Raw genomic sequence first — 13,427 nt, forward strand, 5'->3', positions numbered from 1 at the left:
CCCGCGGAGCGGGTCCCTCCGGGCTGCGCCCGTCACAGCGAGCCGGGTCGCTGCGCTCCCCGGCCGCTCACGCTCCGCGTGTGCGGTTGCGGCTCGCTCCGCTCACCGCCAGGTGGCACGCGCTCCGCGCCCGCCACCAACGGCAGGGCAGGCGGCCCGCGTTGCGGGCCGGGGCCGGCCTCCGGCCGACCCGTGGCCTCCGCTGTGCTCCAGCCACCCTGGGGCGCGCTCCACTCCCCCGTGCGGGCCAGGCGTGCCACGCTCCGCGCGGGCCCACCCGCGGGCCTCACGGCCCGAGCAGCAGTAAGCGGAGGGGGTTAGGTCTCTTGTCGCCCCTGTTTCTTCGCCTTCAGTTGACGGAGCGTCATCAAAAGCATGCACGGGAAGAAGATCGTGCCTAACCCCGTCCAGGTTAGGGTCCAAACGCTGGGGTGGCGCTGGGTCAGTTCTGTTACGAAGACGATCGGTTCCAGTGCCGAGAACGCCCCGAATATCCAGCAGCTCACCTGGAGCTGCTTCACCGTTTGCTCTCTTTTCAGAGCTCGTTTCACCCGGTCGGCCCACATGTCTGGCTGCTTCCCGCAGTGTGACCCATCATTCTTGCGATCCCCCAGAAACTTTAGTGATTCGTTTTGGGTACGAGATAAACTCTGGACTCAGATAGCAGCACCACTGAGGAGAGCAGAGCGGTCCCCGCTCACACTCCCCGGCTATGGTCCGAGGCTGTGACCCGGCTCCGGTGAGGCCCGCCGTAGCCGATCACACGCCTTCTACGTGCAGGTTTCTTATTGCCTGCCCAGCGAAGAGCCCAGGAGAAGGCAGACGGATATGTCGACCGCAAGCCGAACCGATCAGCGTGAAGCGGCGCAGCAGGAAGCCGTTGACGCGGTTGTCCGTGCTCTCGAATTGCCAGCACGATCGCTTACGCCCGAGAGGGGGCTCCGGACTCAGGTGATCATGGCGACCGGGTCCGGGAAGACCCGGGTCGCGGCCCGCAGTGCGGAGAAGCTTCGTGCGGGCCGGGTGCTGGTGCTCGCGCCCTCGCTGGACCTGCTCACCCAGACCGAGGCCGCGTGGCGCGAGGGAGGCCGTACGGGCCCGATGATCGGCGTCTCGTCCCTGCGGGGCGAGGACGTGACCTTCCCCAACACTACGGACGTGGAGGAACTGGTCGACTGGGTGCGGCCGTTCGACAAGGTCACCGTGTTCGCCACGTACGCCTCCCTCGGGCTCGGCACGCTGGAGCGCGCCCACCAGGCCGGCCTTCCGGGGTGGGACCTGATCGTGGTCGATGAGGCGCACCGGACATCGGGGCGGCTGGGCAAGCCCTGGGCGGTCGTCCACGACAACACCCGCATCCCGTCCCTGCGCCGCCTCTACATGACCGCCACGCCCCGCCTGTGGCAGCTGGACGAGGATGCCGAGGGCGCGCCGGGCGAGCTGGTGGCGAGCATGGAGGACGACCCGGACGGGCCGTTCGGTGCGCGCTGCTTCACCCTGACCCTCTCTGAGGCGATCGACCGGGGGATCTGTGCGCCGTATCAGGTGGTGTGCGTGGACATCGCCGACACCCAGCTCCAGGCCGCGCAGCTTTTGGGCGCTGAGGGGCGCTCGGACGAGGTGCGTGGGGCCCGGCTCGCCGCGCTCCAGACGGCGCTGCTCAAGGCGTCGGCGGAGGAGGGCTTCCGGCGTACGCTCGTCTTCCACCATGTGGTGAAGGAGGCCGAGGCGTTCGCGGCCGGCCTTCCCGACGTCGCCGCGCGGCTGCACGGCGCCGATCCCGAGCTGTATCCGCGCACGATCTGGGCGGACTGGCTGTGCGGCGAGCACAAGCCGAATTACCGCCGGCGCCTGCTGGGTGAGTTCGATCGGGGCGTCGCTACGGACGGCACGGTCGTGGAGAAGTGCTTTCTGTGCTCGGTGAAGGTGCTGGGCGAGGGCGTCGATACCCGCAACTGCGACTCCGTGTACTGGGCTGACGTGCGTGGTTCGATGCCCGACCTCGTCCAGGCGGTGGGCCGCGCGCTGCGGATGCAGCCGGGCGAGGGCAAGGTCGCCTCGCTCGTGGTGCCGGTGTTGCTCGGGCCGGGCGAGACGGCGGACAACATGCTCACGTCCCGGGCGTTCGGCGGCCTGGCGAAGCTGCTGGAGGCGCTCAGGGCGCACGATGCCCGGGTGGTGGAGCAGCTCGCCGAGCAGCAGGCACCCAGCGTCTACAAGCCTGCCTCGATGGGCGCGCAGGGCCAGGAGAGCCGGGGCGGGGGGAACGGGTCCGGTAGGCCGTCGGCGCCCGCGCGGGAGCTGCTGAAGTTCTCGGTGCCTCGTGATCCGGCGCAGCTGGCGGCGTTCATCAACCTGCGGGTTATCAACCCCGAGCACGAGCACTGGCGGCGCGGCATCGAGGCCGCCGTCCTCTACGCCCGCGTCCGCGGCGACCTGAAGGTGCCCTTCACCTACCGGGTGCCCGGCGGCGAGGACCAGGCGGTGGAGGCCGAGGGGTGGCCGGCCTCGCTCGCGGGCTTCCCGCTCGGGCAGTGGATCGCCGACAACCGGCGGTTCTATGCCCGCGGCGACATGGACGAGGACCGCGTCGCACAGCTGGAGAAGCTGGGCATGGTGTGGTCGCACTTCGACGTCGCGTGGGAGGAAGGTCTCGCGGCGGCGCGCGGGTGGGCGGCCGAGGCGGGCCACCTGCTGGCCCCGCTGGACGCCACCTTCCAGGGCTACCGGGTCGGGATCTGGCTGAAGAACGTGCGGGCCGCCGCCCGCAAGGCGGCCGAGATCGAGCAGCGGCGTGCCGAGGGCCTGCCGGTGGAGTCGTCGGCCGGGGCGCTGTCGGAGATGCGGCGCGAGCAGCTGGAGGACATCGACCCGTCGTGGTGCCCGAGCTGGCCGGTGGAGTGGCAGCGCGCCTTCCACCTCGTCCGAATGCACCTGGAGGCCGGCCACCCGCTGCCGACCGAGCCCGGTGACGTCGTGTGCCAGGGCGAGGACCTCGGGCGGTGGGTGCGCTCCGTGCGGCTCGGCTGGGACAGCCTGACGACCGTGCAGCAGTGGATGTGCAAGCAGGTCCTCGGGATTACACCCGCGACCGAGGACGAGAAGCCGCCCCCGCGCCGTACGCAGGCAGACAAGTGGGCGCTGAACTACGAGGCCGCCCGCCAGTACTACGAGCGCGAGGGACACCTGCGAGTGCCGAGGAAACACGTCGAACAGATCGTCGGCGAGGGCCAGGAAGAGCGGGAGTTCCGGCTCGGGGCGTGGATCGGGAACCAGCGCAGCCGGGCCGCCACGCTGTCCCCGGAACGCGTGGAACTGCTGTCCACGATCGGCATGCGGTGGTCGTGATGGGCGTCATCGTCACCGCGGTCGTCGCGCTCGCGGCCGGCTATCTGCTCGGACGGCTGCGTCCATGGCATCGCCTGGGTGACAGGGCGGCCGATCAGGTCCGCTTCACCGGAGCGTGGGTGCGCGGCGGCACCGTGCGGCAGGCCGTCGTCGCCCTGTCCATGTCGTCACCGCGTCGCCCACCAGCTGGCGCGTGATGCGCACCCCGGCCACCCAGACGCGGGTACCAGAGCCCGTACGCGATCCGGACAACGGTACAGCCCGCGCTCGGCGGGTTAGGCAAGGCGTCTGTCGACCGCTTCGCGCCATGCGGCAAACTCGCGGAACCACAGGTCCGGTACCTGGGTGGGATCCGTCAGATAAGCGTTCGCCCGCGACCATCCGCCGAGCCTGCGAAGGCCGGGTTCCCCCAGGGTCAGAAGCGCAGTGCGGGGGTAGCGTGCCACGCGCTGGGCCAGACGGGTTTTGATGAACTCAGGGAGCGCGTCTGCCGCGGCTAGGGCGGCTTCGGTCTCTTGGTATGTCGGGCGGTAGCCGCGGTGGACGACTCTGTTGCGCAGTGCTGCCACGGCGTGTGCCCAGTCGTGGATCGGGCCTGGGCGGGTGCTGTCCCATGTGCCGCCGAGCCGGGTGGCGTACTCGGTCTTTACCCGGGTGGCCAGGCCGCCGCCTCGGGAGAAGTCGAACACCGCCACGGCTTTTTCGATGGAGGGATCGTGCAGCTGTTCTTCCCACAGCATCAAGGACAGGGTGCTGGTCAGGATGATCTCGGCGAACATGGCGGCCTGGACGACAGCGTTGCGGTAGTCGCCTTCGTGGCGGAAGGCGCGGTTGGCTTCAGTGGAGCGTTCCATCGCGAGCTCGAAGGGTGAGCCGTCCCAGAGGCGGTGAAGGTGCGCATTGAGCCGGGTCATCTGGTCCTCGTCGAGGACGGCGTCGAGCGGCCCCGAAGGAGGCGTCAGGGGCTTCACGCCCATCCAGCCGTCGGCGTAACTGCCGGTCAGAGTCCTGGCGAGCCAGATGGTCACCGCTATCTGTTCCGGAGCGGCCACCGGGTGGCTGTGGGGCAAAGCCAATTTGGTCATGGAGGAGACGTTAGTCAGGACGTCGAAGCAGCGGGTGAATGCCTCGTGCAGGGCTTCTTCCTGCGGATGCAGACGGTCGGCGCTCTGGACGGTGGCCATCTCCACGACCGTGCGGTAGGCCTCGGCCGTCCCGTCGGTAAGGTCTTCGGGCGCGGGCTTGCCGATGATCTCGGCGCAGACCTGGGCCAAGGCTGGCAGATGCATGCTCCCACCGCTCTGGCGTTCCTTGAGCTGCCAGAACTTCAGAGACACGAACGGCCGGCCCTGCGCAGTGGTCGGCGGTGCAGGACCGTCCTGAGTGACACGCATCTGCACGCCTTTCAGCCCTTTGACTGTGCCTGGCAGCATCTTGCTAATCATTGCTCCGTGCGGCAGCGGACATGGGAAAGGCAGAGCCACCAGAAAAGTGAGCAGCAGCGGGCCCGGTACGGTCTGGGCCTCGTCGGAGTCGGGCTCGTCAGGCTGTTTCATCGAGGAAGCCTAGAACTGAATGTGTAGGCGACGGGCGGCTTTTCGGTCCCGAGCCTTGTGCAAGTGTCGCGACGGGCTGGGGTGTTTCGGAGTCAGCGTTCCCGCGCTGCGCTGCACAGCCTGATCGACTGACGTACGGGGTGGGGCCACGACCAGGTCGTGGTCGCTGTAGGCGATGCCGAGAATCTCGTCCTGACCGTGACTTCGCACGGTGACTCTCCGGCCACCGCCAGAGAGGGCTGGTGCGCGACGGTCGGCGCGCTGCTCACGCCTCCCAGCCTGCCCCGGACCGGGCTGGTGAGCGAGCCGGCCCGGGGCGGTCAGGCAGTGGCGTAGGGCCAGTCCCCCCCAGCGGAGCGGGCTATCGAGGCGCGGGCCGTACATGGCCCGGCCACCGGCGCCGAACTGCCCAGCGCTGTGGGGAGCGCGACGCCGGTGTCGATCTCGTCCTGCGTCCAACCGGCGCCGTCCAGCAGGTCACCGACCAATGCCGCGTAGCGCCGGTCAAGCCGCGAAGCCAGCTGGTCGTGTTCGGCGCCGTGAACCCGGCGGCGCAGCAGCTGCTAGTCATCACTTCAACGGTTATGACTCCTCTTCCTTGTCATCGCATAGATGGTTCATGGCGAAGGGGATCTCTTCGGGGTGAGTAGCTGTACGGGTTAGTGCCCAGGCTGTGCGTGCGTCCATGCCGGGTCCGTATGCGGCTGCCAGACGTCGGGCACGCCATGTGGTCAGCGGTGCCAGCAGCCATCGGGTCAGTGGGAATCTGACGCGCTGGTGTCCTGTGGAGGCCTCATGACCGGGGTTCACCTGTGCCTCCGGCAGCGCTGGTGTCCGGGAAGGAGCTGGCTGCTTCTTTGAGCGGGCAGTGGGGTTCGGAGCACTGGGCGTGGTTGCAGCCTCGGAGGTTGGCCAGGGCAAGGCGCGCTTCGATCAGGGCATGGTCGTCTTGGTCCGGGCTTCCGTACAGGAAGCGGGACATGGCATCGAGGGGTGTGTGGGCGTTGCGTACGTCGGTGAGGATGCCGAAGGTGGCGTTGCGGTCCAGTCGGCCCTCGTGAGCGGCTCGGGCCCAGCCGAGGAGGACCTGATGGGCGTCGTCGCGTACGTCTGGCTGTCGCAGTGTCTGCATCCAACCGTTGATCAGGAAGTCACGGACGGCTGGGGCAGCCGGTGCTGCGCTCACCAGGGTGTCCAGGACGTTGTATGCGGGATCGGTGAGCGCTAGGAAGGCCCGAGGGCCGGCGAGGTGGGTCTGGTACTTCTCAAACCAGGTTTCGACCGTCTCAACGACTCGTTGGAACCCTTCAGTGCTCGCGGCCGCGTGGGCCGTCAGAGCGGTCGCTGCGATGCGAGTTGCTTCGTCGTCGACAGCCAGGATGTGGCGTAGCCGGACGAGAGCCATGTGCGGCCATCGCATGCCATACCGGCCGCTGCATGCCCAGGCGACAACCTTGCGCCGATGCACGTCAGGCTTTTTCGCCTAGTCCAGCAGTTGTTTGTGGGCATCCCGCGCGATTTCTTCCGTCTCCGCGGCTTGGGCGATCAGTGCGGTGACGATACGGAGGTATTGCTCGTCGGGGGAGGTGGTGGCCCAGGTGTCGAGGAGGGTGAAGAAGGGAGATTCGACCTCTGTGATGGACAGCTCCAGCAGACGGGATCCGATCTGCTCCGTCCATGCGCTGGCGACACCGTCGGGGACGGTGATGCGGGCGAGCCAATTCGTGGTTGCGTCTCGTTCGTCGGCCCAGTGGTGCCAGTCCATGCGGATGGCGGAGCGTGCGAGGCCCGGGCGGCTGTGGAATGCAGCTGTGTCGCTGGAAGTGATGTCGACACCGACGTCCCTCAGCCGACGCCGAGGGCTGCGGCCTTCCCGGTACCGGCGTGCGACTGCCTCATCGCGGCCGCCGAACTCGGTTGCTGCCTTGATGCATCGTTCGATTGGGGCGCCCTCGAGGTAGGCGGCGGCGAGCAACATCACTCGGTCCTGACCGCGGGTGCCGGTGCCGGTGAGCGTCTGCTCCAGGAAGTTGGTCCATAACAGGACCTCTTCCCAGATGCGGCGCAGCTCGCTGACTCCCTGCTCGTGCTCCGGTGAAGAGGGTGCGTCTATGCGTTCGACCGCTTTGGCCAGCCGTTCAGGATCGATGCCGCGCAGGCGTTCGGCGATCGCGACAGCATCATCCGGGCTGACACTGCGGGTGATGAGATCGGACAGGACGCCGACCGTCCGGTCAGGGGCTGCTTGGCGCAACAGGCCGCGTGTGGGAGTGCGCTGGGCGTCCTGCTGCAGCCATCCGGCCTGCGCGTGGCTGCCCCAGTGAGCAAGGTGGTTCCGGGCGACCTGGATGGCGTCGGGGCGTACCGCCTCAATCTCGAAGCGGCTGTCGCCCCGCCAATCCCGTTGGTTACGGGTGACGACCAGGCAACCGCCGGCGTCGTGGAGCTCTTCCGCCCAAGCAGTGAGAGCGCGGGCGGCGTTCTCGGAAAAGAAGCGTGAGGTCGCATCGATCAGGTAGCCGTGCCCAGTGATCGGCTCGGGCAGGACTTCCCGTTCCGGTGCTTCGTCCTCGTCCCAGTCGGCTGCCAGGTAGAAAAGCTGCGGGGGTCCTGCAGGAGTGGAGAGGTGGGTGTGCAGAGCGCGGACTGCCGAGATATGCCGTCCCGTGCCGCGTTCGCCCGTGACGACTGCGAGGCCATGTGCCGCGAGCAGGTTCGCGGCCCGCTGTGGGGTGGGAGTGTGCGCCCAAACAGGCTCCAGGGCGGCCTCCTGGTCACCGCGCGGAATGGGGGTGACCGGTAGTTTGGGTAACCGAGTGATGTTGATGTTGCCGACGTTGGAGCCGCCAACCTGGACAGTAGGACCGGTGTTGCCGACGGCGGACTGCCCAACAGACGGCGGGTTGGTGGGGGGCTGGGGCAGGTCACGCCCGCCGAGCGTGGTCACCTTCGCTCCGTGTTCAGGCTGCCGGAGTTGTCCCTGCCGATCTGAATGACCGAGCCGGTGTTGTTCTCTGCGGTCTGGTTCACCCCGCTCTGCGGCTCTTCCGGCTTGCGGCGCGCCATTGCCGCCAGTTCCTCGGCTGCTTCGGGGAAGTCCTCCACCAGCGTCAGCAGCCGCCGGTTCCACCTCTCCCGCAGGGCAGCCTGATCCAGTGTGGCTGCCTGCACCTGGTCGGCATCGAGCCGGGCGAGCTGGCGTTCTTCCTCCTCCTGGCCACCGCGCCGGAAGAACCGAGCTGCCAGCGAGCGCATCGACGCCCAGCTCTCCTTGGTCATCTCCGCGACCAGTGCAGCGGCGGCTGCCCCCGCCAATCCCACCATCTGTGCCTGCTCCAGCACGATCCTCGCCCCCATCCAAGATCCGCTAAGTGACTAAACGATCACCTGCTGCAATCAGGAAGGGTCTCAGAGATGCCGATATAGAGAGACAGAGTCCGTGAGAATGTCTGAAACCAGACTTCCGGCAGCATCACGCTACTAACGACACCAAGACAGGACGAAGGCCGTTCACCGGCGCGTGAGCGCGGAGCGGCGTGGCCCGTCCGGCCGTCGTCGCCCTGGACCGCGTTTTCGTCCGGCCGCACACCGGTTGGCGCGTCATGCGCGCTTAGGCCCCGAGAACTATATGCCGGCGCCCGACTCGAACCGGAACGGGTCGCCGACCGCCGCCCGAAAGAGCGCGAGTAGACGGAAGGTCTCCGACTCCCTTACTGGCTAGAAGACTTCGACAGCGCAACGCCCGGACCAGGTGTCCGGGCCTTCGTCGTGCCCGGAATCTTTTCTCCCCGTCGCTGCTGTCCGGGTCCCGGCCTCCGGCCCTACGGAGTGAAAGAGCCCGTGCCCGCCAGGATGAGACGCAAGCACCTGCGCCCTGTCACTGTCCCGCCCGGCCTGTAGAACTCACGTCGGAGGCAGTACCGATGACCATCCGCCAGACACCCGGGGCAACACCCGCACCGATCGCCGCTACGCTGAACACGCCACCCTGAGCCACGGCAGAGACCCCACAGGGACGCTCTCAAGCAGAGAGCCGCAGCAGGACTGCCGACCGCGCGGCACACACCCCCGCGGACGACACCACGCAGGTGTCCGCTGTCCTCGATCCCTCTGCTCAAGGGAGCAGCACCATGACCCGGGACAACGTTCCCGCGCCCGTCCAGCCGCCTGACCCCGCGCCCGCCCCGCCGCAGCCCGCTGTCGGTGCCGGCCTGACCGCCGCGATAGGCCAGGGCGCCGCCGAAGGTGCCGCCCGGTCCATCACGGCCCGGCTGGTGGACAAGTTCCTCACCAACCCGCCCGACTGGCTCAGAACCCTGTGGCACGCGCTACCGAAGCCCTGGGGGTAGCCGCCACGGCCGGGCAGGACGGACCTGCCCGGCCGTGGTCTCCGCCCGGACGTCAGCCGCGGAAGCGGGAGAGCCAGGTGCCGCCGGCCTTCTGCTCGGGCACGGCCTGGTCGTGCTCCTGGTGCTCGGGCCGGGCCTGCTCGGCTTGGCGTTCGGCGGTGATGGCGCGCTGCTTGCAGTCGTCGCACAGGTGGGGGTGGGTCTCGCGCGGGGTGTCCCACCCGGCGGGCTCGATGGCCTTCCACCGTTCGTCGGTGAACCGGGTGCCGCAGTCGGTGCACACGGGACGGCTGGCCTCGCGCTCGGCCCGGTGCTGTGCGGCGATACGGCGCAGTTCCTCCTTGTGCTCCCGCTGGCGGGCTGCGTACTCGGCCTGCTTGCGGGCGTCGTGGGCTGTACGGCGCGGGTTGCCGTTCGCCTCGAGGAGGGTCTGGTTGTGCGGGCGGCCGAAGCGCCGGAAGACCGCTCCGGCCGGGCCGTGCTTCTGGAGGTGCTTCATGCCGGTGACGAGATGGGCAGCTTGCCGTCGTACATGTGGAAGCCGCCGTCGTACGAGGTGCCCTTCCGGTGCTGCTCGGTGAGCTCGGCCAGCTGCGTGATGACGGTGCCCGGGTTGCGTGGGCCGATCCGGTTGAAGACGAGCAGCGGTGGCGGGTGCGGCTGGTCGCCGTGGCGGCCGTCGGGCACCCACCAGCGAGTGCGCCATATCGGTCGTTCCTTGCCGTCGACGTCCTGCACGTTGCGCTGGCCAAACCGCGTGTACTTGTCGATCTTCGCGGCGAGGGCCTGCGCGGACTGGAAGCAGTTGTCGATCTCCACGAACAGCAGCGGTATCCCGTCCTCGGGCGCGGTGATGACGATGTCTGCCTGGGCGCCGCCCTTGCCGGGGTTGGAGCAGGTGCCGGTCGCGGGTAGGGCCACCTCGGTCGTGTAGGTGGCGATGGTGCCCAGCTCGGCGGGTGTGTCGGCTGCCGTCTGGGCGGCGGCGAGGACGTCGGCCGGCTCGTCTGCGAGCTGGGTGAGGTCCGGCTTCGGGCGCAGCAGGGCGAGCACGGCCTCGTTGACCGTCATCGGGTGGGAGGCCCGGGTGCGGCCCGCGCCGCGGGCCGGGTTGCCCATCTCTCCCACCGGCCGTCTCAGCTGGTAGGAGGTGGTTTTCAGGCCCATGGGGGTGAGGTTGCGCAGGCGGTCGCCGTCCGGGGTCTGCCCGCCGTTCTCCGCCAGGCCGTGTTTGCGCAGATCGGACAGTGCCCCGGTGGGGGAGGCGGCGGGCCTGCTTCCGCTTCGACGGGGGCGGCTTGTCGGTGTGGCGGTAGCTCAGGTGGGGGGCTGAGATCTGCTGGATCTGTTCGACCGTGGCGACCTTCAGCACTCCGAGCACGCGCAGCATGTCACCGCGCAGGTTGTTCGATGATCCCGCCGGGTTCTCCTCATGCTTGACCGCCTACGGCTGCGTTCCTTCCCCGTCGTCTGGTGGGCGCGGCCACTTGGCCGAGCGTCGGCCGCGCCCGGCCGCCGAGGGGGCCCGGCCCCCGGACCCGATGATCTCCTCCTCCATGGACATCACCCAGGAGTTCAGGAGGAGAGAAGAGGGTTGTGACAACGCGGCGCGCGACCGAATCTATGTGGTGACCTGGGCTTTCTCTGTCTGGCTCGGTGTCGGGCACCGAAGTGGGTTCCGGCGGTGGCCTCCAGTGCGCACCACAGGAGGCCGGGACGGCTTGCCCGCTGGTGGTCGGGCCCGTGGCCGGAGCGGGCGCGCCGGGGGCGCCTGCCGGGGGCCGGTGCGTGGTCATCGCGGTGGCTCCTTCGCTTCGGGCCGCCCTGGTGGGCGGGGACTCGAAAAAGCGGCGTGCAGCCGATCTCCTTGGCCGCGGTCTGGCCGTGGCCGGTAGCGGCCGTGGTCAGGGGGAAACGCGGCTCGCGGCTGTGGTCGGGGCGGTAGCAGGGGTGGACGAGGGGTCATGGTCGGGTTGGTGGTCGGGCCGACCACTACCGGACAAGAGGGCCCGCCTTGGCCCTTGCAGCCCCTGTTCGTCCGTTCCGGCTCAGGGTGGAGAGTTCAGCGGGCGGTACAAGGCGGTGTCGTCCAGTTATCCGCCTCGTCCCGCACGCGGCTCCGGAGTCCGCCACGCCTGGTCCGCCGGCGGGGGCGGTCCGGCCCCGGGCATGGCACGCATCGCGCTTGTGGTCAGGGGGGTCGGCGCCCTTCGGCAGCGGTTGGGAGGCGACGGGTTCGGCGTGACCGGGTGACCGCGCACCGTAGGGTGCAGGCCATGGAAATCGACTTCCAGCGAACCCTCGCCTCCGACACCGATAATCTGATCCGCTTTCTCACCCGCGAGAGTTGGTCCTTCCACACCGTCAGCGACGTGGACCGTGCGACGGCGCGCCGGTGGATCGACGAGGGACGCTTCGAGAGCGAGGACAGCAGAAGCTTCTGGATCGTCGTGGACAAGGAGACCGTCGGTCTCATCCGGCTCATGGATCTGACCGACGACACGCCTCTGTTCGATCTGCGGATCCGGGCCGAGCACCGGAAACGTGGCATCGGCGTGCGGGCGGTGACATGGCTGACGCGGTACGTGTTCGAGGAGTTCCCGCAGGTGTGTCGCATTGAGGGCACCACCCGGCAGGACAATCGCCCGATGCGGCGGGTCTTCCTGCGGTGCGGCTATGCCAAGGAGGCCCATTACCGGGATGCGTGGCCGGCCGCGGACGGGACGGTCCACGACACAGTCGGTTACGGAATCCTACGGCGTGACTGGGAGACCGGGAGAGTGAAAAGAGTGCAATGGAACGACGAACCGGCCGACTAGAATCGGCGTGGGAACATCGACGCTGCAATCAGAATTGATCTGTTGCTCCGCTCCTCGAGCCCTGGCACACGCTCACCGGGCCCTGCCGGCGAGATCATGCTGGAAGCTGGAATACCGGAGAACGTCGCACAGAATGTCTCGGAGCAAGAGTTCCCCGAGATGGGCGAGCAGTTGACGGGGCCGGGCACTCCTGGGCTGCTCCTGCCCCCCGGGGGGGGGGACGCTCCCCTCTGGGGGGCAGGGTGATTTCAGCGGGTGGCGGCCTCGTCGACGTGCTGGCTTCGCTCCTCCGTCCGGTCGTCGGCCCGGCGTTCAGCGGGGCGGGCCTGGGGCGGTGCCGGGACACCGCCGGGGCTGTCGGGCCGTTCAGCGGCTGCGGCGGGCACGTTGGGGGGTCTGGCGGGCGAAGCCGGGTCCTGGCGGGGGTAGTTCGCTGTCGGGTTCACGGAGGTAGCCGACGGCCACCGCGAGACGCGGGCCGCCTGCTCCGGGCGCTCGCTCCGGCCGGCGCGCTGCACGGCCGTCCGGCCGGTGAAAACGAACGCCACCGGCACGTAGCCCTCGCGGCGGGGCGCCGGGCAGACCCGCGACCACAGCCGGAAGTCGTGCACCGCCGCGACCACAGCCGGAAGTCCTGCACCGCCGCGCCCTGCCGACGCCCTGCCTCCTCCTTGTTCGCGTCGGCCTTCGGCGCCAGGAGCTCGTCCCGGTCGCTGCACCGGCGCACCTTGTCCACCAGGGGGTCGACCGGCCCGGTGACGCGGTCGGCCTCGAGGAGCATGGCGGGCATGCCCGGCGAGGCTCCGCCCCGGCTGCCGTCACCGTCGGTGCACACGTGCTGGAAGTGCTTGCCAACGACGGGCAGCCCGCACTCGTGGCCGTAAAAGGCCCGGCGGCAGGTACAACCCGATCCGGAGATGGCCGCCGGGCTGTTCTCGTCCTCCACGACACACCGATGGAACAGGGACGGAATCTTCGCCGGCTCCACGAGCGTGCAGTGCGTCGCGTTCGGCTCGCAGCGCTCCAGCCTGCCCAGCCACTCCTGGAAGTGAGATGTCACGGTCTGCTGCGCCTCGATGTCCAGCTCGGCGTTCAGCGATGACGAGACGATACCGAGGCGGGGCTCGGCATAGACGAGACGATACCGAGGCGGGGCTCGGCATAGACGAGACGATACCGAGGCGGGGCTCGGCATAGACGAGACGATACCGAGGCGGGGCTCGGCATAGACGAGACGATACCGAGGCGGGGCTCGGCATAGACGAGACGATACCGAGGCGGGGCTCGGCGTAGACGAGACGATACCGAGGCGGGGCTCGGCGTAGACGAGACGATACCGAGGCGGGGCTCGGCAT

Annotated in this window: 10 protein-coding genes; 4 read left to right on the forward strand and 6 right to left on the reverse strand. The window is 68.9% G+C overall.

The features are described from left to right. Positions 1–828 precede the first annotated feature (828 nt). The gene (locus ACIPPM_RS30645) at positions 829–3,348 is read left to right on the forward strand and encodes a Helicase associated domain protein (protein WP_401453673.1); all 2,520 of its coding nucleotides are present in this window, start codon (positions 829–831) and stop codon (positions 3,346–3,348) included. Then, positions 3,348–3,545: a hypothetical protein gene (locus ACIPPM_RS30650; RefSeq protein WP_401453675.1), complete on the forward strand. Its 198-nt coding sequence runs from the start codon at positions 3,348–3,350 to the stop codon at positions 3,543–3,545. Before ACIPPM_RS30645 ends, ACIPPM_RS30650 begins: the two co-directional genes overlap by 1 nt. Positions 3,546–3,623: 78 nt before the next feature. Here ACIPPM_RS30650 and ACIPPM_RS30655 read toward each other — a convergent pair whose 3' ends face one another. From ACIPPM_RS30655 to ACIPPM_RS30670, 4 genes are all read right to left on the reverse strand, one after another. Further along, a complete protein-coding gene (locus tag ACIPPM_RS30655) occupies positions 3,624–4,904 on the reverse strand; it encodes a hypothetical protein (protein WP_401453677.1) in 1,281 nt (426 codons plus the stop codon). A 793-nt stretch (positions 4,905–5,697) separates the two neighbouring features. Continuing rightward, complete coding sequence (locus ACIPPM_RS30660; protein ID WP_401453679.1) at positions 5,698–6,309, reverse strand: hypothetical protein; 612 nt, start codon at positions 6,307–6,309, stop codon at positions 5,698–5,700. A 78-nt stretch (positions 6,310–6,387) separates the two neighbouring features. After that, positions 6,388–7,851, reverse strand: a complete 1,464-nt coding sequence (locus ACIPPM_RS30665; protein ID WP_401453681.1) for a hypothetical protein — start codon at positions 7,849–7,851, stop codon at positions 6,388–6,390. Further along, entirely contained in the window at positions 7,848–8,246 is a 399-nt protein-coding gene (locus tag ACIPPM_RS30670; protein ID WP_401453683.1) for a hypothetical protein, read from the reverse strand. Before ACIPPM_RS30670 ends, ACIPPM_RS30665 begins: the two co-directional genes overlap by 4 nt. Positions 8,247–9,034: 788 nt before the next feature. Between ACIPPM_RS30670 and ACIPPM_RS30675 the strand changes: the two genes are divergently transcribed. After that, complete coding sequence (locus ACIPPM_RS30675; RefSeq protein ID WP_401453685.1) at positions 9,035–9,253, forward strand: hypothetical protein; 219 nt, start codon at positions 9,035–9,037, stop codon at positions 9,251–9,253. A 52-nt stretch (positions 9,254–9,305) separates the two neighbouring features. Here ACIPPM_RS30675 and ACIPPM_RS30680 read toward each other — a convergent pair whose 3' ends face one another. Together ACIPPM_RS30680 and ACIPPM_RS30685 are read right to left on the reverse strand one after the other, a co-directional pair. Further along, positions 9,306–9,752, reverse strand: coding sequence for a hypothetical protein (locus ACIPPM_RS30680; protein WP_401453687.1), 447 nt, complete (start codon positions 9,750–9,752; stop codon positions 9,306–9,308). Beyond that, positions 9,749–10,501, reverse strand: a complete 753-nt coding sequence (locus ACIPPM_RS30685) for a replication-relaxation family protein (RefSeq protein ID WP_401453691.1) — start codon at positions 10,499–10,501, stop codon at positions 9,749–9,751. Before ACIPPM_RS30685 ends, ACIPPM_RS30680 begins: the two co-directional genes overlap by 4 nt. Positions 10,502–11,529: 1,028 nt before the next feature. Here ACIPPM_RS30685 and ACIPPM_RS30690 point away from each other — a divergent pair. After that, on the forward strand, positions 11,530–12,072 hold the full coding sequence (locus ACIPPM_RS30690; RefSeq protein WP_401453689.1) for a GNAT family N-acetyltransferase: 543 nt from the start codon (positions 11,530–11,532) through the stop codon (positions 12,070–12,072). Positions 12,073–13,427 lie beyond the last annotated feature (1,355 nt).

This window comes from Streptomyces sp. NPDC090119, from assembly GCF_044747085.1.
Classification (GTDB): Bacteria; Actinomycetota; Actinomycetes; order Streptomycetales; family Streptomycetaceae; genus Streptomyces.

What these genes read in the sequence shown, in the direction of transcription:
- ACIPPM_RS30645 (WP_401453673.1), top strand. Translation starts at nt 829, where the DNA reads ATGTCGACCGCAAGCCGAACCGATCAGCGTGAAGCGGCGCAGCAGGAA.
- ACIPPM_RS30650 (WP_401453675.1), top strand. Translation starts at nt 3,348, where the DNA reads ATGGGCGTCATCGTCACCGCGGTCGTCGCGCTCGCGGCCGGCTATCTG.
- ACIPPM_RS30655 (WP_401453677.1), bottom strand. Translation starts at nt 4,904, where the DNA reads ATGAAACAGCCTGACGAGCCCGACTCCGACGAGGCCCAGACCGTACCG.
- ACIPPM_RS30660 (WP_401453679.1), bottom strand. Translation starts at nt 6,309, where the DNA reads ATGGCTCTCGTCCGGCTACGCCACATCCTGGCTGTCGACGACGAAGCA.
- ACIPPM_RS30675 (WP_401453685.1), top strand. Translation starts at nt 9,035, where the DNA reads ATGACCCGGGACAACGTTCCCGCGCCCGTCCAGCCGCCTGACCCCGCG.
- ACIPPM_RS30680 (WP_401453687.1), bottom strand. Translation starts at nt 9,752, where the DNA reads ATGAAGCACCTCCAGAAGCACGGCCCGGCCGGAGCGGTCTTCCGGCGC.
- ACIPPM_RS30690 (WP_401453689.1), top strand. Translation starts at nt 11,530, where the DNA reads ATGGAAATCGACTTCCAGCGAACCCTCGCCTCCGACACCGATAATCTG.